16 protein-coding genes and 1 pseudogene are annotated in these 18,205 nt (G+C 60.8%); 14 read left to right on the forward strand and 3 right to left on the reverse strand.

Annotated features, from left to right (window positions below):
- Window positions 1-116: 116 nt before the first annotated feature.
- Both Thiofri_RS12015 and Thiofri_RS12020 read left to right on the forward strand, forming a co-directional pair.
- Window positions 117-980: a hypothetical protein gene (locus Thiofri_RS12015; RefSeq protein WP_009151625.1), complete on the forward strand. Its 864-nt coding sequence runs from the start codon at window positions 117-119 to the stop codon at window positions 978-980.
- Between the two features lie 277 nt (window positions 981-1,257).
- Window positions 1,258-1,806, forward strand: a complete 549-nt coding sequence (locus Thiofri_RS12020) for a hypothetical protein (protein ID WP_009151624.1) — start codon at window positions 1,258-1,260, stop codon at window positions 1,804-1,806.
- A gap of 139 nt (window positions 1,807-1,945) precedes the next feature.
- Here the strand turns inward: Thiofri_RS12020 and Thiofri_RS12025 are convergent, their stop codons facing one another.
- Complete coding sequence (locus tag Thiofri_RS12025) at window positions 1,946-2,389, reverse strand: hypothetical protein (RefSeq protein ID WP_143742111.1); 444 nt, start codon at window positions 2,387-2,389, stop codon at window positions 1,946-1,948.
- A gap of 368 nt (window positions 2,390-2,757) precedes the next feature.
- Between Thiofri_RS12025 and Thiofri_RS12030 the strand changes: the two genes are divergently transcribed.
- From Thiofri_RS12030 to Thiofri_RS12085, 12 genes and pseudogenes are all read left to right on the forward strand, one after another.
- Window positions 2,758-4,302, forward strand: coding sequence for a TRIC cation channel family protein (locus tag Thiofri_RS12030; protein WP_009151622.1), 1,545 nt, complete (start codon window positions 2,758-2,760; stop codon window positions 4,300-4,302).
- Between the two features lie 152 nt (window positions 4,303-4,454).
- Window positions 4,455-4,547, forward strand: a pseudogene (locus Thiofri_RS24785) (putative inorganic carbon transporter subunit DabA); the annotation flags it as partial.
- A gap of 184 nt (window positions 4,548-4,731) precedes the next feature.
- The gene (locus Thiofri_RS12040) at window positions 4,732-5,751 is read left to right on the forward strand and encodes a PDC sensor domain-containing protein (protein WP_009151621.1); all 1,020 of its coding nucleotides are present in this window, start codon (window positions 4,732-4,734) and stop codon (window positions 5,749-5,751) included.
- Entirely contained in the window at window positions 5,738-6,010 is a 273-nt protein-coding gene (locus tag Thiofri_RS12045; RefSeq protein ID WP_009151620.1) for a type II toxin-antitoxin system RelE family toxin, read from the forward strand. Before Thiofri_RS12040 ends, Thiofri_RS12045 begins: the two co-directional genes overlap by 14 nt.
- Window positions 6,011-6,219: 209 nt before the next feature.
- Entirely contained in the window at window positions 6,220-7,413 is a 1,194-nt protein-coding gene (locus Thiofri_RS12050; protein WP_009151619.1) for an ABC transporter substrate-binding protein, read from the forward strand.
- A complete protein-coding gene (locus Thiofri_RS12055) occupies window positions 7,410-10,490 on the forward strand; it encodes an EAL domain-containing protein (RefSeq protein WP_009151618.1) in 3,081 nt (1,026 codons plus the stop codon). Before Thiofri_RS12050 ends, Thiofri_RS12055 begins: the two co-directional genes overlap by 4 nt.
- Window positions 10,491-10,741: 251 nt before the next feature.
- A complete protein-coding gene (locus Thiofri_RS12060; protein WP_009151617.1) occupies window positions 10,742-11,458 on the forward strand; it encodes a DUF4198 domain-containing protein in 717 nt (238 codons plus the stop codon).
- Window positions 11,455-11,874, forward strand: a complete 420-nt coding sequence (locus Thiofri_RS12065) for a hypothetical protein (RefSeq protein WP_009151616.1) — start codon at window positions 11,455-11,457, stop codon at window positions 11,872-11,874. The genes Thiofri_RS12060 and Thiofri_RS12065 overlap by 4 nt, the downstream gene beginning before the upstream one ends.
- Complete coding sequence (locus Thiofri_RS12070; RefSeq protein WP_009151615.1) at window positions 11,871-12,878, forward strand: transporter; 1,008 nt, start codon at window positions 11,871-11,873, stop codon at window positions 12,876-12,878. The genes Thiofri_RS12065 and Thiofri_RS12070 overlap by 4 nt, the downstream gene beginning before the upstream one ends.
- Before the next feature lie 3 nt (window positions 12,879-12,881).
- On the forward strand, window positions 12,882-13,511 hold the full coding sequence (locus Thiofri_RS12075; protein WP_009151614.1) for an energy-coupling factor ABC transporter permease: 630 nt from the start codon (window positions 12,882-12,884) through the stop codon (window positions 13,509-13,511).
- 26 nt (window positions 13,512-13,537) lie between these two features.
- Window positions 13,538-14,104: an ABC transporter permease gene (locus Thiofri_RS12080; RefSeq protein ID WP_143742110.1), complete on the forward strand. Its 567-nt coding sequence runs from the start codon at window positions 13,538-13,540 to the stop codon at window positions 14,102-14,104.
- Window positions 14,088-14,864, forward strand: coding sequence for an energy-coupling factor ABC transporter ATP-binding protein (locus Thiofri_RS12085; RefSeq protein WP_009151612.1), 777 nt, complete (start codon window positions 14,088-14,090; stop codon window positions 14,862-14,864). Before Thiofri_RS12080 ends, Thiofri_RS12085 begins: the two co-directional genes overlap by 17 nt.
- Before the next feature lie 134 nt (window positions 14,865-14,998).
- Here the strand turns inward: Thiofri_RS12085 and crtD are convergent, their stop codons facing one another.
- The gene (gene crtD, locus Thiofri_RS12090; RefSeq protein WP_009151611.1) at window positions 14,999-16,537 is read right to left on the reverse strand and encodes a 1-hydroxycarotenoid 3,4-desaturase CrtD; all 1,539 of its coding nucleotides are present in this window, start codon (window positions 16,535-16,537) and stop codon (window positions 14,999-15,001) included.
- Between the two features lie 193 nt (window positions 16,538-16,730).
- Window positions 16,731-18,191, reverse strand: coding sequence for a carotenoid oxygenase family protein (locus Thiofri_RS12095; RefSeq protein WP_009151610.1), 1,461 nt, complete (start codon window positions 18,189-18,191; stop codon window positions 16,731-16,733).
- Between the last annotated feature and the right edge of the window lie 14 nt (window positions 18,192-18,205).

The following is an 18,205-nucleotide window of genomic DNA, read 5'->3' on the forward strand; positions in this document are numbered from 1 at the left end:
GGCGGTGTATTCCCTGATCAACCGGGACTGGACATCTAGTCCGCGAGATCGGCACGGAACTGAACCGGCTTTACAACCTGACCAAGGATTCGCTTGGCAGGGCTATCAGCGAACGCGTGGCCAGAGCCCTGGACAGTTACCAACCCGTCGTGGATCAGGCCAGGACTCTGCAACTGGCCCTGGTGGAGGAACGGGACGGCCTCATCGAGGCCGTGGAGACCAGCGACCCCGAGATCCTGATCGGCGACTGGCTGGCGGACATCCAGGTCAAGCTGGCCCAGACCCCCCAGACCTTGCCCCTGGAGCCAGTGTATCAGACCAGCGCGGTCTCCTGGCTCCAGGCCCTGGAGGAGTCGTACGCCCGCATGGTCGAGTCCCATGAGTTGGTGGCAGAGATTTCAGCGTCCTTGCGTCGGGAAACCCTTTACCGAAACCTGACCCTGCCTATGAAGGGACTGGACTACGAGTTGATCCACCCCACCTTCAAGGCTCTGCTAGCTGACGCGGAGCAGGATTGGGAAAAGTACAAGGAACAATTTCAGGCCGAGGAGGAGCGTTGGGAAGAGGACCGAGCCAGGATACTGGAACTGATCAACGACGGCTGCAGTGCGGCCGATGATCGGGAGTTGAGCCTGGAAATAGCCCGCGCCGGGGGCGGCGCCACCCGAGAACGGGAAATACGGCTGGGCTATGCCCGCATGTACCCCCCGGACCTGGATGGCTACCTTAAACTGCACGTGGATGAGGGCAAGAGCGATGCCGAGCTCAAAGCCCAATGGGAAAAGGAGAAACACGCGGCCGACGCCTGGCTTGAGGCCCAGCGAGATGAGGTGCGCAAGGCTGAGGAGGAGGCAGCCACGAAGCGGGAAGAATGGGAAAGGCACTGCGCCGAGAACGAGGAGGAAATCAAGCGAATCATGGACGAGAACGAGAAGCGCAGAAAGGTTTTGGGCATGAGTCCCAGACCATTTAGCAAATAGGCCTCGGCCGGGTGACACGCGACAGGGTAGCTGAATAAAGTCTGCCCCTGAGTTTATCGCCACAAAACGCGCGCGTGATCAATGGCGTCGGCTCGCAGTACCTGATGGGCTTCCTCAAGGCGGACGGTCAAGCGTTCGATGGTGCAAGTTTGCCAAGACCTCGAAGAAAGGATAGCCTTACTGAGAGACCACTGTCTTTTTTGCTTTTGGGGGCTAATCCTTCCAAGGCGAATTAGAAACGAAGCAAGCCATATGATCAACCTGACAAGGAGCAATCATGCGCTCACTAAGTTATATTACCTTGATACTTACTTTGGTTCTTATGACATCCTGCGGTAAAACTCCATCCACTGGATCTGAGGTGAAAACCCTTAATCTGTTGCCCTGGATGGAAAGCGATGTTACAAAAAGCGCCACGTTGAAAATCTCCGCTCCCTCATCCTGGAAGATTAGCGAAGTTGACAAAGACATAGCTCGGCTGAGACCTCCAGAGATTGGGGAAAATGAAACCTTGGGGCAACTTGCCATAAATCTATTCAATTGCTCAGATTCTGATAACGATAGCAATGCCTGCATCGAAAAATGGGTTCAGCGACATTTCTATGAAGCAGAGCCAGAAACTCTGACAATAGAAAAAGTAGGGGAAGGGCGCGTCTGGTACTTTTTCGATAGTGGAAAAAACGGTGAAAAGATCGAGGCTCGCTACTATATCGTTGATGGAAATAGGCTGGCGACGGTTAGTTATCAACTAAAAGGAGAGACGTTAAAATATCGTGACTCCTTTAAATCCGTGGGTGAAAGCCTAGTCTTCGACGAGAAAAAATAGCCTGGGTTGATGACCTGCAAAGAACTGTTCTGAAAAGGACTTCGGGACAGCTCTTGCCAAAAAAAATTAGACTTAATGCCACGAATCAACAATATCGATAACAAGTCAAAACATGATGTCTAAAAAGCCAGCGATAAACTCAAAATACATCGAAACTTGAAGAATTGGTAGCGCTGCTATGTAGCCCTGAATACACCAATGTTACATTTTCTCCTTCAACCTTCCATGTCTGGGTAACTCTAAAAATTTGTTCTTTATTTGTAAAACTAATGAAAAGGACAAAATCATACTCTTTCTCCCCTGTGAAAAGGTTCGACGATTTGTTTGCCGTGTGAATTTCCCAAGACTTCATTGGCCCAAGATCCTCAATTCTTTTTAGCCAGGAAGCCTCATACTGAGCAAATGAAATACGCTTTTTTAGATCGTCATGAAAAGCATCGTAGGCTTCACGATAGTGTCCAGCCTCGATCTTGGAAAAATGCTTTTCCAGGGATACTTCCATTGATGCAATACTATCCTGAGTGCTGGTCACCATCTTATAGATAATCAAAAAGGCAACAGCCACCATGATAATGGTGCTCAATATCACTTTCATCATTCCTCCTGATTTTTGCTTATTTACCGCGACTACCAATTGATTCTCTCAGCTGCCATTAGTACCAGCCGCTGACGGAATATAGCGAGGAAGCGGTTAAAAATCTACTACTTTCGGGGAGGATGAACGGCAGGTTCTTGCCCGATCCCAGTCCCAGAAGCCCGCGCCTCGGCCCTTACGGCTTCCTGCTGACACCGCAGTGACTCACTTACTTCCGCTTCCACAAGTCGCCGGAAGCTAAACAGCAGCTTGCTTCCGCCGATGCCAAAAGCCTGCTGCGCCGGTCGGGGCGCTGACACTTTTTCTGCTGGCGTCCCCCATCATTTCCAGAATACGTCCGCGAGCATGCAAGATAAATGACGACAATTCGGTCCTTACAAGAACATTGGAAACTTGCTCTCGGCATTCTCTGTCTCGGCCTGCTTTCGCTTGGACCTGCCCAGGCCGCGCTGAACGGCGGTTGGTCGACGATGCTGCCCTACCAATTCGAACGCATCACTGCAGATGGGATCGGGATCGTCAGCGGTATCGATATTGAGGTGATGCAAGCGGCAGCCCGGCGAGCTGGATTCCGCGCGGCATTTGAGGAGGTATCGCGTGCTAGCAACGTGAAGGCGGTCCGCGCGGGGCAACTCGACTTCTCGCTCGCCGAGCAACCACGAGCCTCGGCGCACGATTGGGCGTGGTTCACGCTGCCATACCGCAAGGCATCCGTTGCGATCGTGATGCGGCGGGGAGAATTGCAGCCATGGAAAGGAGCAGACCCCAGAGAAAGTCTGCGACGCTTGTTGGAATCGGGCGCAACAATAGCCGTTAACTGGACCTTTGACCCCGGTCCCGAGGCTACGGCGTTGCTCGAGTCTGATGCGTTTCGCGGGCAGGTGCTCGACGCCGCGACCGACGCGGATTCAGTCGCGCACTTGCTGACGGGTGAGGCGGACGCCGTGATCGGTGATCGACGTTCGATGGCCAGCGCGGTTGTCCAGGCGGGCGCGGTGCGTCGTGTTCGTTCGCTGCCGGGCGACCTTAACCGGCCCGAGCTGAGCATCATGCTATCGAAAAAGACCGTCTCATCGACGACATTTCAGGCCCTTGATCGTGCCCTGCGTGAGATGCGCGATACCGGTGAGCTCAATCGCATCGCCCGCCACTCCCTGGTGCCGGAGGTTTTGAGACCGGCGTTGCAAACGCTTTGGTTTCGCAGCTTCGACATCATCGGCACCATCGCCTTTGCGATTTCGGGTGTCCTGATCGCTCGCCGCGAGCGCTACGACATCGTCGGAGCCCTGGTGCTGGCCGCATTGCCAGCGGTGGGGGGTGGTGTCATGCGCGATCTAATCAGCGGACGATCGCCAATCGGCATCCTCCAGTCTCCGACGCTGCTGCTGTTGGTGCTCGGAACCGTCCTTGCCGCCCTATTCATCTATGCCATTCATGACATCTGGGGTAACAGCCATGCAGCAGAGCCCGCGCAAGGTGAAAACGATCCATTTCGCTGGGCCTCGACACGCGGGCTCCTGGAGGTCTCCGATGCAATCGGGCTGGCGGCATTCACCGTAACTGGCGTGATTGTCGCAGCGGTGCAGCGCTGTGAACCACTGTGGCTATGGGGCCCCTTGTTGGCCGCAATGACAGCTGCGGGTGGCGGCGTCCTTCGTGACGTCCTTCGATCCCAGGCGGATATCCCAACCCTCAAGGGCACCCTCTATCCGGAGATCGCCTTGTTCTGGGGTCTGGTTTATTCCTTAATGATCCATTTCATTGGACCAGACCTGCTCTTGAGTACGGTGCTGATGATGACAATCACGGTGATCATCGCGGGTTTTCTGTCGCGGATTGTGGTTATCAATTTCGGTTGGCACAGCCTTTTTCTCAGCTTCCCCGCAAGGCGAGCACACTGATCCTAGGGGCATGAACTTTCTGCGGCTTGAACCCGTTTCATAACGGTGCTGTTGACGCCGAAGTACCGGGTCTGCTCGGCCATCCAGGACACCGATGCGCACGAGGCACAGGAGGCACAGGCGACCCGACGCGGGAGCAAGACGAGGGCTTCGGCGTGCTGGAGGGCAACGCCGGGGACCTGCGGGTGGGCCTGCCCATGCAGTCGCTGCACGACGGCAAGCAGTGGATACACGAGCCGATGCGCCGCTTGCCGCGGTCGCCTGAGCTTATCGAAATCGGGATCGAAATCGATCGATTCCCAGAAGCTAGAACCTGAGATTGCGAGGCTGGTCGATTTCGATACCGATACCGATACCGATACCGATTTTGATGTCGCTTGCGGTCTGCAAGCGAAGCGATTTCCCAAATACCTGGAGTAGGCAACCCCCATGAGTGAAGCACTACAAGCCGCCATCGCCCGCCAGCGCATGCTGCTCCACGGCAGACTCGCCGGCCAGCTCGGTCGACTGGTGGCGCCCTGCCGCGCGGCCTGGGGTAACCGGGCCGCCTTGGAGGCGCTGCTGGACAAGGCGCTGACAGAGATCCCCGCCAGTATCTACCTGTACCTGCTCGATCAGGATGCGCAACAGGTCACTTCGAACCTGTCGCGACAGGGCCCGCTGCCGGCGCACTGCGGTCGCGATCGCAGCCAGCGGAGCTATCTGAGCGAGGCGCTGGCGGGGGCAAGCTTTTCCCTGTCGCCGGCCTACCTCAGCCGCAACCAACGGCGACCGTCCCTGACCGCGATACAGCGCATCACGGATGCCGATGGCAGACTCATCGGTTTCCTGGGCGCCGACTTCGACCTGCGCGAGTTACCGCTGACCCGCGAGCTCTACCAGCAGTCCGACCAGTGGCTACAGCTCAAGGGCGACCCTGCCATTCGCGGCGGGCTCTTCTACCAGCAACGTGTCGAGAGCCTGATGGACGGCAAGCTCGATGCCGTGTTGGACCTGCTGACGGAGCTACTGACAAGCCATGGCGTATTCCACGGCAAACTGCACTTTTCAAGCTCGCGCGCGACGCTCTGGTCCCTCGACGACCCCTACCGCTTTCGCGTACTCGACTTCGAGGACCTCACCAACCCCGACATCCGGCTCGCCTATCCGCGACGCGCCTACCCGGACGAGGCCCTGATCCCAGCCAACCGCGTCGGCGACGTCTGCAACAGCTTCAAGGGGCTGCGCTTCATGGACGAGAACATCTACCTGCGCTCGGGTTCGTTGAACATCTTCAACGGTATCGTCGGCCTCAACTTCAGCTGCGACGGCTCGCACTACATGCGCTGGGATGAACTGCTGGACAAGGACCTGGATTTCTGGATAGGCGCCGGCATGTCCTGTGCGCTTGTCCGCCAAAGACTGGCAGAGAAGGACAAAGCCATTGAGGTCGATCTTGACCAGATCTGATGCGCCCGAGCGGGCGACGACATACCGGCTGAAGCTCCTTCCCGCCGCATTGGATGAATGGAATGCACTGGACGGCAGCGTCAAAGCTCTCTTCAAGAAGCTGTTGAAGAAGCGTCTTGCGCAACCTCATGTCCCAGGCGCCGAACTGCACCGGGAGCTGCGCGACTGCTACAAGATCAAGCTGCGCAAGCAAGGCTACCGCTTGGTCTACCAGATCGAAGATGACGCTCTGATCTTTCCTCCAGTTTTGTCATCTTGAGTTTGGTCGCGGTGTTTATCCGTCGAACAGCATTACCAATAACATCATTCGTCAACCTGAGGCCGCAAACTGCCAGTGGCAATTGACACCTGTGATCATGGCACGGAACCCGTATAATGTTGACGATAGTGTTTACCGAAATTCCCGCCATGACCTGCTCTGCGCGGCGGGCTTGGTAGGATGAAATTCCATCGGACACCGTCTTGGCTATGAGCTCTGATCCAAACTGGCTCTGGAATTTTCCGGCATCCGGCTGGCGGCGGTTGTCGTTATTGACCGCTGTCTGTGGGCTTGCAATTGGCCTGCTGCTTAGCGGCGGCTGTCAGGATGGCGCGAGCGGCCCGCCAGAGCTGCGCATCGGACACGCGCCCCATGATCATCATGCCGCGCTCTTCCTTGCGGCGAGCGCACCGGATCAGATCCGCACGGCTGATGGCGTGCATCTGGCCGAGCGCGAGTTCGCCACCCGCTACGATCTGGTGCAGGACAACCGGATACTGGCGCATCTGCTGATCGACAGTAGCACCGGTGGCATAGGCCTGATCCGCCGTCTGGCCGAGGATCAGCTTGACCTGAGCTTCGGCGGGGTGCCGGCGATGCTCGATCAGATCGATCAGGGCATGCCGATTCGCATTCTCGCGCCGGCCATGCGCGACGGTGCCGGGCTGGTGGTCGCGTCTGAGCTGCCGGTGACCAACTGGAGCGAGTTTATCGCTTACGCGCACACACGCAAGAAACCGCTGCGCATTGGTTACAAGGCGTCATTGTCGGTGCAGAATCTGGTGTTCGAGCAGCAGCTGGCCGATGCGGGCATCCCGTTCAGCAAAACTCCGGAAACCACCGATGTCCAGGCGGATGTCCAGGTGATGCTGATCAATCTCTCGGGACCGCAAAACCTGGTGCCGGCACTTGATCATGGTCTCATTGACGGGTTCGTGAGCATGCAGCCCTATCTGGCGTTGGCACAGAGCTCCGGCACCGGGCGACTGGTAGCCTTGATCAGCGGCATGGAGCAGAAGGGCGCGCCGGGCGTGGCATATCCCTGCTGCGCCATCGCCGCGCGCGACGCGGCACTCGCCGAGCATCCCGCACTGGTGGAGCAGTTTCTGGCCCTGATGCGCATCGCGACCGAGCGCCTGATCGAAAACCCGGCCGCCCATGCCGAGATTGTCGCCCGCTGGTTGGGCACCACGCCGGAACTTGAGCGCCAGTCCCTGCCGACCACCGCCTATGTGGCCGAGCCCGACGCGGACTGGCATCAGGGCATGATTGACTGGATTGCCTTGCTGCGAGGGCAGGGCATTTTAGACGCTCTGCTGACACAACCACTTGACGCCAACCGCTTGCCGGAGCGGATTGATCCTAGGGCGGCCGTAACTGAACCCGAGGGGCGCGACCCATGAGTTCTTGGTCTGTCAGCGGCAAGGTCGCCATGCTGTTCGCCATCCTGCTGGCGCTCACTGCGCTGATGATTGGCTTTACCGCTTGGCAGACAGCCTCGGTGAACGCCATTTTCCAACGCTCCGGCGATGTGCATCGACTGCTGGCACAATTGCGAACATTGCAGGCGACCAAACCGCACGATGTCGCGCTCAGCGCCACTGAGGCCGAACACTACCAAGCTTTGCTGGCCGAGCTTGGGCAATCGCTGCAAGCCGTCGAGGCCTTTGCGGCCGATGTCTCCCCGGATTTGCAGGGCGGGTTGGCGCGTTTTTACAGCCGCTTGAGCCACTATGGCAACGCATTTACCGAGACGCTGACTCGCTACCGCACCGATGCCGCCTATGCGCGCGACCAGCTATTCGCCGAACCGCCAGCCGCAGCCACACCAGCCGAAGGACAACTGGTCGAGGGTCTGATCTTGCACCTCGCCGAATTCTACCTGCAGCGCGATCTGACCACGCTTGATCAGGCGCGCACCGATCTCGCCCACCTGACGGATGCTCGACTGCGCGAGCAGATGGCCGCGCGCATCGATGCCGCCGAGGCCAACTACATCGCCTGGCTTGGTATTCTGGAACACAAGGAATTTCTGGATAGCGGCCTGGTCTGGCTGATTGATCTTGGCGAACGGCTTCTTGCGGATCTCGACACCCATAGTTACAAACTCTATCCACACCTGCTGCGCGGCCAGATGCTTTGGCTGCTGGCCTTTGGGTTGGCCGTGGCCTTGATGGGCTTTGCCGCCGTGCGCTATGCCCGGCGCTTTCTGGCCGCCCAAACCCACGCGGTGACGGCTATCGAGCAGGGCCGGTTTGACTATGAGCCGCTGCCCTTGCCGGATGACGAACTCGGCCGGCTGGGGCAGTTTCTCAAGCGCGTGGCGCTGGGCCTGCGGGACAGCCGAAAGCAACTTGAGGAACGCGATGCGCTGCTGCGCAAGCTCTCATCAAACGTGCCTGGATTTATCTATCAGTTTCAGTTGCACCCTGACGGCCATTTCAGTTTTCCCTATGCCAGCGATGGCATCGAGCGGATATACGGCGTTCTTCCCGAGCAGGTGCTTGAAACCGCTCAGCCCGTTTTGGATGTGATTCATACCGGTGATATCGACCGGCTAATTGCGGGCATCCAGGATTCTGCGCGCGATCTCAGCTTCTGGCAGGACCGTTATCGCGTTCAGATCCCAGGGCGCGCCCTCGGCTGGCGCGATGCGCAGGCCAAGCCGGAGCGCCTCGCCGACGGGTCCGTGCTCTGGCATGGCTACATCTGGGATAGCAGCGAGCGCGTGGGTGCCGAGGAACGTCAGCGGCTGGCGGGGCGCGTGTTTGCCAGTGCCCGCGAGGGGATTCTGATCACTGATTGTCGCGGGCGGGTGGTCAGCCTGAACCCAACCTTCACCGAGCTGACCGGTTGGCGGGAGTCACAGATGAGCAGACGCGGACTGCGCCGCCTGAAAACGGATCGCCACCCCAGAACCCTTTATCGAAGCCTGCATCGCAGTCTGACGAGCAAGGGTCACTGGAAAGGCGAACTCTGGGTCGCGCGCGACCGGCGGGAGCCTTTCCCGGCCCTGGTGGCGGCCTCCGAGGTCAGAGACGATGATGACGCTGTCACGCACTATGTCTTTCTGTTTGATGACATCTCCCACATCAAGGAGCAGCAGCGGCGGCTCGAATATCTGGCCCACCATGACGCCGTGACCCAGTTGCCCAATCGCGTCCTGTTCGCCGACCGCCTGGAGCAGGCCATGGCGCGCACCCGACGCAACGGTGGCTTGCTGCTGGTGGCTTATCTTGACCTGGACGAATTCAAGCAAGTCAACGACAGTCGCGGCGACAAAATCGGGGATTGCTTGCTGGTTGAGGTCGCCAGGCGGCTCGCCTCGCTAGTGCGCGATGACGATACGGTCGCGCGCATCGGCGGCGATGAGTTTGCTCTCGTACTGAACGAGCAGGACGATATCAACGCCTGCCGTGAGTGCATGAGCCGCCTGCGTGAAGCACTCGCACGGCCCTATCTGTCGAGCGATGCCAAAGCTGTGCATATTTCCGCCAGCATTGGTGGCACCCTGTTTCGCGGTGAGCCGGTGACAGGCGATGAGCTGGTGCGCCAGGCCGATCAGGCTATGTATCGCGCGAAGGAGCTGGGCCGCAATCGCGTTGAGTTGTTCGAGCATGGCCGCGTGCGCGCGCATAGCGATCGAGAGAACAGCCTCACGCGCATCGAGCGCGCGCTCGATCAACAGGAATTCGTCCTTTACTATCAGCCCAAGGTCGATATGCACGTCGGGCGGGTGGTCGGGGTCGAGGCGCTGATCCGGTGGCAACATCCGCAGCGTGGTCTGGTACCGCCGGGGGATTTTCTGCCCGTCATTGAGGGATCTGAATTCACCGTACCGCTCGGCGACTGGGTGCTGGAGAGTGCGCTGAAGCAGCTTGAAACCTGGCATGCTGCCGGGCTGCATCTGGGTGTGAGTGTGAACATCTCGCCCACGCATTTACAAGCCCCCGGCTTTGCTGAACATCTGGGTGAGCATCTTGCGCGTCATGCGCGAATTCCGCCGCAGTGTCTGGAGCTGGAGATTCTGGAGTCCACAGCGCTTGACGACGTGGGCTATGTGTCGGCGGTGATCACCGACTGCCATGACTATGGCGTGCGCTTCGCGCTGGATGACTTCGGCACTGGGTTTTCGTCCCTGGCCTATCTCAAAGGAGTGCCGGCGGACGTGCTCAAGATCGATCAGAGCTTCGTGCGCGATATGCTGACGGATCGCAGCGATCTGGCCATCGTCGAGGCCGTCATCAGCCTGGGACGCTCCTTTGGCAAGCAGGTCATCGCCGAGGGCGTCGAGACGCCCGAGCATGGTCTGGCACTGCTGCACGCGGGCTGCCAGTTGGCGCAGGGGTATGGTATCGCGCGCCCCATGCCGGCGGCTGCAGTAGCGGACTGGGTGGCCAGGTTTCAGCCGGATGCGCGTTGGCTCGAGGCTGTGGCGGATCATCTGGAGCATGGAGACCGGCCACCGCGAGCGGCCTGACTGAAACAGGCCTGAACCTGGCTTGCTTCGCCTGAACTAACCCCGAAGCGGCTAATGGGTGCACCCTTCATCTGCGGAACATAACGCGCTCCCCAAACTCCCCAGCAAGCGGCATCGGCACTGCAGTGCATTGACGGGGAACGGCCGAAAAACCGAACCCGAGTCCTGCAGCCGTGGAGGAATGCTTCAAAGTATTACGAAATGGTTTTTAGTGTTACACTCTGCCTCCAATTTTTGCAGAGGTAGCACCCATGAAGAGCTTGACGACGCGCTTCCTACTCAGCATCGTTTTCGCGGCGGGGATGAGTGCCGCAGTCGCGCATGACCTTTGGGTCAAGCCCGAGGCAGGCGGTTACCAACTCATCTACGGCCACCACCCGCGTGTGTCGCACGAGGGGGCGAAGCAAATTGACTACTCCCCCGACATCGTCAAGTCGATTGTCTGCCTGGACGCGACCGGCGGTCGCAATCCCGCTCAGGTCGGGGACAGCTCACCCGTCAAAATCGAGGGCGACTGCGCTGTCCTCTACGTGCTGACGTCCAGCGGCTACTGGACCAAGACCACGGCCGGCACCAAGAACATCAAGAAGTCTGAAGCCACCTCGCCATTGGGTAGCTGGCAGAGCTTCGAGAGCGTCAAGCACATCGCCCGTTGGGGATCCGGAGCGGCCAGTCCCCTGGCGACTCCGCTGGAAATCCTGCCGGCGGAAAATCCTCTCGCCCTGAAGGATGGGGACAAGCTGACCCTGCGCGTATTCGCCAACGGCCAGCCGGTGGCCGACGCCACAGTCAGCTACGACGGTAAGCCCCGCGGCCAGACGGGTGCCGACGGCACCCTGAATGTTCGCGTCAAACACGGCGGAATGCAGTTGATCCAGGCCTCCACGCGAACGCCTTACGCCGGCCCCGAGGCCGACGAGATCGTCCATACCACGGCGCTGACCTTCGCCCTCGGCAGCGACAAGTGAGACTCATCCTCGCCCTGGCGGCAGCGCTTTTCGCCGGCACGCTGCAGGCGCACAGCCTGATTCATACAGCGCAGCCCGGGAGCGCTGTCATCGTCGAGCTGCGCTACGCGGACGGCAGCCCCTTCAGCTACGAGTCCACCGAGGTCTATCGGCCCGCCGAGAGCGTGCCCTTCCTCGCCGGGCGGACCGACGCGAATGGCCGCCTGGCCTTTGTGCCGGATCGCTCGGGTGACTGGCGCGTGCGCGCCTTCTCGGAGGATGGCCACGGCGGCGATTTCACGATTGCCGCAGCCCCCGATGGTGAGTCGCCGGCGCCCTCGGCCGGGTTGGGCACCGTCGCCGCCCTCGCGGTCGGCCTCTCGATCATCTTTGGCATTTTCGGCATCTGGTCTGTGTTCGTGAGGAGAAGATCATGAATAACCATCCCCTTGCACTCGGCACCGCCCTCGCCTTGGTGGCGCTGCCAGCAACCGCACACCACGGTGTTGCCGGTCTCGGGGCCGCCTCGCTTGAGGGACCCGGTGCGCCGCTGGAACAGTCCTCCTCGGCCACCCTGCCCAAAGGCAGGGTGTTCAGCTATTTCAAGGTGGACGACGCCGACTGGAAGACCTACACACCCGAGACGGACGACGAGGCCAAGTCCAGTACCTTCTGGATGGCTGGGCTCGGTTACGGGGTAACGCCCTGGCTATCGCTCTATGCGTTCCTGCCCTACCACGACAAGGTCGACGAGAACGACCGCTTCAACACCCATGGCTGGGCCGACGCCGCCATCAACGCGACCATTGGCTTTAAGTACGACGATGGATTCAAGCTCGTCCCGGAACGAGAGAGCCTCGACGACTTGGAGGACTGGCACTTCACGGTCTATGCTGGGGCGACGCTGCCGACCGGCGACCCCAACCTGCGCGACCGCGATGGCAACATCGACAAGGGCAAGTCAACTGGCTTCGGCAAGCCGACCTTCACGCTGGGCGCGACGGCCAGCAAGATGCTGGGCGAGCGCTGGACGCTGAACGTCGACATCGCCAACCTGTGGTTCCAGCAGAACACCTACGACGCCGATCCGGCCCACGGGGGTGAGAAGTTCACCGGCCAGTTCGGCGACGAATTTCGCCTCAACACCGCTGCGATCTACAAGCTCTACACCAACCCGGAGCACCGTTTTCGCCTCGACCTGCTGGGCGAGTTGAATTATCTCAACCTCGGGCGCGACAAGGAGGATGGTGTGGCAGAGCGCGGCACCGGTGGTCAAATGCTTTACCTGACGCCCGGCGTCCGTGCCTATTGGAATAATGTAAGCTTCGCCTTTGGCGTGAAGTTGCCGATCGCGACAGACCTCAACGAGGATAACGAGCAGCAGGGCGCAGAAGGCAAGGAGAACTATCGGCTGATCTTCTCGATCTCGGCGCTGTTCTGAGTTATGCACATCCCCGACGGATTTCTCTCGCCACAGACCTATCTGCCAGCCTATGCGCTCGCGGTCGGGGGCTGGGTCTATGCGGCGCGTGAACTGCGCCGCCGCGTTGATGAGACGCTGTTGCCGCGGCTCGCCGTACTCACCGCCCTCGCTTTCGTGCTCATGACGGTCATGCTGCCGCTGCCCGGCGGGACCTCGGTGCACGCCTCCGGGATCGGAATCCTCGCCGTGGTGTTCGGTCCCTGGCTGACCTTCGCCGTTGTGTCGCTCGTCCTGCTGCTGCAAGCGCTGGTGCTCGGTGCCGGGGGTGTCACCGTACTGCCCGTCAACGCGCTCGCGATGGGACTCGGCGGTTCGGTCGCGGCCTGCCTGGGGTACCGGCTGCTGGCGCCCCGCTGGGAACGGGCCGGCCTCTTTGCCGCAGGTTGGCTGGCCGCCGTTGTTCCGGCCGCCCTGGTCGCGGTGGTGCTCGGCCTGCAGCCGGTGATTGCGCACACGAGCGACGGCCAACCTCTGTTCTTCCCGTTCGGCCTGTCAGTGACGCTGCCCGCTGTCCTCATTCCGCACGCCATCCTCGGACTCGGAGAAGGCTTGCTGACCGTGCTGGTCGTCAGCTTCCTTCGCCGTCGCTAGAGGCCAGGGGCGAGATGAAAGATCGGTTGCTGCTGCTCGGCTACGCCATTGCTGTGGTCGCGGCAACCTCGGTCCACAACCCCTGGTGGCTCGCAGCCGGTCTGCTCCTGGTCGCCGCGTTGGCAGGCCGCCAGGTGCCGACCATCGGCTGGCGAGCCTTGCGGGCGGTGCTCTTCTTCAGCCTCGTGATCAGCATCGGCTACGCTGCGGGCGCGCTCTTCGGTCAGGCAGTGAGCCTCGATTACCTGATCCTCGTCAACATCAGGGTCTATCTCCTGATCTTTCTCACCTTCACCCTAGCGGCTAAAATCGACATCTTGCGCGCACTCAGCTTCTCCCGGAATTTGACCTATCTTGTGACGCTCGTGTTGAGCCAGATCATCCCCTTCCGCCGCTTGTTCGAGGATCTGCGACTCGCGGCCGAGAGCCGCCGGCTGCGCCGGTTGCGACTGCGCGAGCGCTATCTGCAAAGCGCCGCGGCGGCGGTCCACCTCTTCGACCGCGCCGAGCACGACGCGCGCGAGATCGCGCTCGCCATGCGCTCACGCGGATTCTTCCAGCCGGATGCGCCCGACAATGCTCCAGGCGATTGAGGTCAGCTATCGTCTGCCGGAGGGCCAGGAGATCCTCCGCGCCATCGACTTCCGGCTGGGGCGCGAAGAGAAGGTCGTCCTGCTCGGCGCCAACGGCACCGGCAAGAGCACACTGCTCAAGGTGCTCAACGGTCTGCTGCCACCGACGACCGGGACGGTCTGCTACGACGGTCGGGTGGTCAACCGCGCGGCATTGCGCGAGGCGGCATTCCACCAGCGTTTTCGCCGCGAGCTGGTGCTGCTGTTCCAGAATCCGGACACCATGCTCTTCAACCCGACCGTCTTCGACGAGATCGCCTTCGGGCCGCGCCAACTCGGTCTCGATGACGTGGATGAGCGCGTGCACCACTGGGCCGGCGAGCTTGGCGTGGCGCCGCTGCTTGATCGCACGCCGTTCAAGCTGTCCGGCGGTGAGAAGCAGCGTGTCTGCCTGGCGGCGCTGCTCATCCTTGAGCCGAAGGTGCTGCTGCTGGATGAGCCGACCGCCAACATGGACCCGCGCAGCACCGGATGGCTGGTGGACTTCCTCGCCGACCTCAAGCAGACGACGCTGGTAACGACGCACAATCTCAGCCTCGCCGGCGAGCTCGGCGAGCGTTGCCTGGTGCTCGGCGAGGACCATCGGCTCCTCTACGATGGGCCGATCCAGGATTTTCTCAGCGACCACGACCGGCTTACCGCAGCCAACCTGGTGCACCGCCACCGTCATCGCCACGGGGCAACCGAGCACAGCCATTTCCACACCCACGACTGGGACTAAGCATCAACGGGACGGCCGACACCATTCCTTCAGCTTCTCCCTGCCGGGATTTCTTTGCGGTCCATATCTGGCCGACGTTCTGAGGAGCATCAAGCGCGTTGAGACTCCGCAGGTGAGGTTTTGCAAGCTGCGCATCATGGGCGTTGTCCTCTGACCACGATTGACCGTCGGGACCGGCCCGTCGACGTGAGATCCTGGATAAGGGTCGCCGCAGCGAGCCGTCCCGAGATCGCAGCCATCGGCACGCCCGGCCCCGGGTGTGTAGTCCCCCCCGCCAGGTAGAGGCCCGGTATTCGGCTGCGTGAGGTTGGTCGTGTGAACGAGGACATCGTTCCATGGGCTGCACGGCCATAGATCGCACCGCCGCTGCCGGGAAAGAGCCGGTGGAACTGGTCCGGCGTCGTCAACACTGAGGCATCTGGCCGGCGATCGACTTTCAGGCCGAAGTGCTCCAGGTGGGAGAATGTACGTTCTTCGTATTGCTCAATTTCCGCAGCATCGTAGGAATGGGTGTCGCCGTTCGACGGGGCATAGGTCAGGCATTGCAGCCGCTCGGGCCCGTCGGGTCCGATGCCGTCGTGATCGTTGCGGTCCTGGGCGCAGAGATAGACGGTTGGCCCCTGCGGCAGGCGCTGTCGTTCGAAGACGTCCTGGAACTCTGCGGGGTAGTCGGCGGAATAGAAATAGGAATGGCGCACCAACGGAAAGCCTTCGGTGCGTGCGGTGATGGTCCAGGCCATCAGCGAGTGCGAGCGCTCGCTAGGCCGAGTTGGAGTCGTGGCGCGGCTTGCGTCGTCGCCGAGCAGGCCAGCGCCGAGGGCGGCGGCGTCGCCATTGAAGACCACGGCATCGGCCGCCAGGCGCTCGCCGGAGGCCAGCACGACGCCATGGGCGCGCCCGCCCGCGACCTCGATGCGCTGCGCCTCGGTGGCGTAGCGCAGCGTGACGCCCCGCTCCTCGGCGAGACGCGCCAGCGCGGCGGTAATCTGGTACATACCGCCGTCGACAAGAAAGATGCCGTTCTGCTCGACCTGGGCCATCAGCATTAAGGTCGCCGGCGCGAGCATCGGGGAGGCGCCGACATAGGTGGTGTAGCGGCCAAACAGCTGGAGCAGCCGCGGGTCACTGAAGTACTGACCGAGCAGGCGCCACATCGTGGTGTAGGGCTTGATCTCTAACAGAGCGCCGAGTCGCGTGAAGCCGATGCGCGAGACGAGCGACAGGGGGGTCGGTCGCGACGAGCGCAGGTAGGGATATTCGAGGGTCTCGTAGACGCGGCGGGCGTGGGCGCAAAAAGCGCGGAAGCGTTCGCCCTCACGCGGACCGGCCAAGCGGGCGATGGCGTCGGCGGAGCGCGCTTGATCGGCGTAGAGGTCGAGCCATTCGTCAGCGCCCCAAGCGTGGCGGGCGAGGATCTCGGCCTGGCGCAGGCTCAGGTAGTCGGTGAACGAGGCGCCGGCGTCGGCGAACAGTTCTTCGAACACCCAGGTCATCGTGAAGAGGGTCGGGCCGCCATCGATCGGCGCCCCGGCGACGTCGATCTCGCGCATCTTGCCGCCCGGGCCCTGCGCCTTCTCGACGACGGTGACCTCCATCCCTTGCCGGGCGAGATCAATGGCGGTGACGAGCCCGCCGACACCAGCGCCGATGACAACTATTCTTTTCGTGCTCACCCGGTCCTCCTTCTGTCTCGTTGTGATCGATTGGCTTATGCGACTGTCTATCTTACGTGACATTCTTGATGACAACCAAGGATTACAGTCGTGTTGTCAGGACCAACCTGAAAATCATTTCAATCCATTTCACAGCGTCCCTGTCGCTCCCTTGAGTGTGGATTGACTCGACACGAAACTCCTTTTTTTAGAATCAAAGCTCGGCTCGCGGAACCCAACAACCGTGGAAACCGATGGGCAGCCCATGTGGAAGGATCACTGATGCCTGGGTTTGCAGATTATCCGCGCGCATTACCAGTAGCTCAGTGCGGTTCTGCCCAGCGCGATACACCAATGTCAGAAGCCAGCCTTCGCCACCGGCGGTGTCTGGCACCCACATGGGCTCCCCTGGCATATCGAGTCCGAAGTCGCGACACCGCAGATCGCCAGTGTCGGTGTCGAGACGCTGAACAGCGCTCAGGAAAGGGACTTGCCGCTGCGGCGGTGCGCCCAAGCTATAGAGAATGCGTCGCGACTCGCCAAATGGCTCCGGCGCGCTGATCGGCATCTCGGCGGCATGATCGCTCAAGCGGCGAGTGGTAGCGCGCCCCTTGGTCGGGTCGATCACCATGCGCTCGAGTCGTGGCATGATCTCCGGATCAGGGTGCTGAAAAATGGCCTCGAACTGCCGGAAATCCGGATATTTGGGATAACGGATCACATCGAGCACGAGCGCACCGTCGTCGCTGTCAAAAGCCTGGGCGACATGGAAAACGAAGCCACTGTCGCAGTCGATCAGGGTGGGCCGGCCCTGGGCGGGTGAACGCGGTATCAACAATGCCTGCATTGGCTGTTTGGTGCGAATGCGCAAGGAGCCGACAGGGGTCTTCAACCCGAGCATGGCGCTGGCCAAATCAAAATCCGCGTGTGGAATCAGGAAGCATAGCCAACGGCGGGTCACGCCAAAGTCGTGGATAAAGCTAAAGCGGGGAAGGGCATGAGTCTGATTGAGAGACAGACCGCCGTTGTGGTCTACCTGGTAGATCAGCAACCGATTGGGGGCGCCGGAAACGAGCCCGAAGTTGATCAGCTCACCGCTTGCGGGGTCCAGGCGCGGATGGGCTGAGAAGGGCAATACGGGGCTCAACCAGGATGACGGCGGTGGATAGGGATTGCGCAGCCGACCGTCGAAGGTTTCAATTCCCAAGGTGTCCAGGGTGTCGGGGTCGAGCCGGTGCGGGGGGCCACCCTCCCAGAGCGCGAGCAAGCGTCCGCCGTGCCAGATAACGCTGGTATTGGCTGGGTTCTTGAAGCGCACTCGAAATAAATTGGCCAGCAGGCCCCCTGGAAGATTGGTGCCGAAGGAACGATAGCGCATGCGTCCGCTGTGCTCCTCGGCGAGGTACTCGCGGGTGCGCACAAAACGGTTGCTGTAACGAACCCCGGTCGGGCCAATGTCGAGACGGGTGATGTGGCCGTCACCATCGAACGGATGCGCGTAGCGTTGCCCGCCGCGCTCAAATCGTCCGGGCCCATTTCGAAAGTAGACGCCGTCGATGCTTGCCGGCATCACGCCCTCGACCGGCAGCGACTGATCGGTCACCTCTGTGGTCAGTGTGCGCATGATCTCGGCGATCACACCCTGGATCATGCGGCTGTCTGGCTCTGGCATCATTGAGATAGTGCTCC

Origin of the sequence: Thiorhodovibrio frisius, from assembly GCF_033954835.1 — a bacterium.
Taxonomy (GTDB): Bacteria; Pseudomonadota; Gammaproteobacteria; order Chromatiales; family Chromatiaceae; genus Thiorhodovibrio; species Thiorhodovibrio frisius.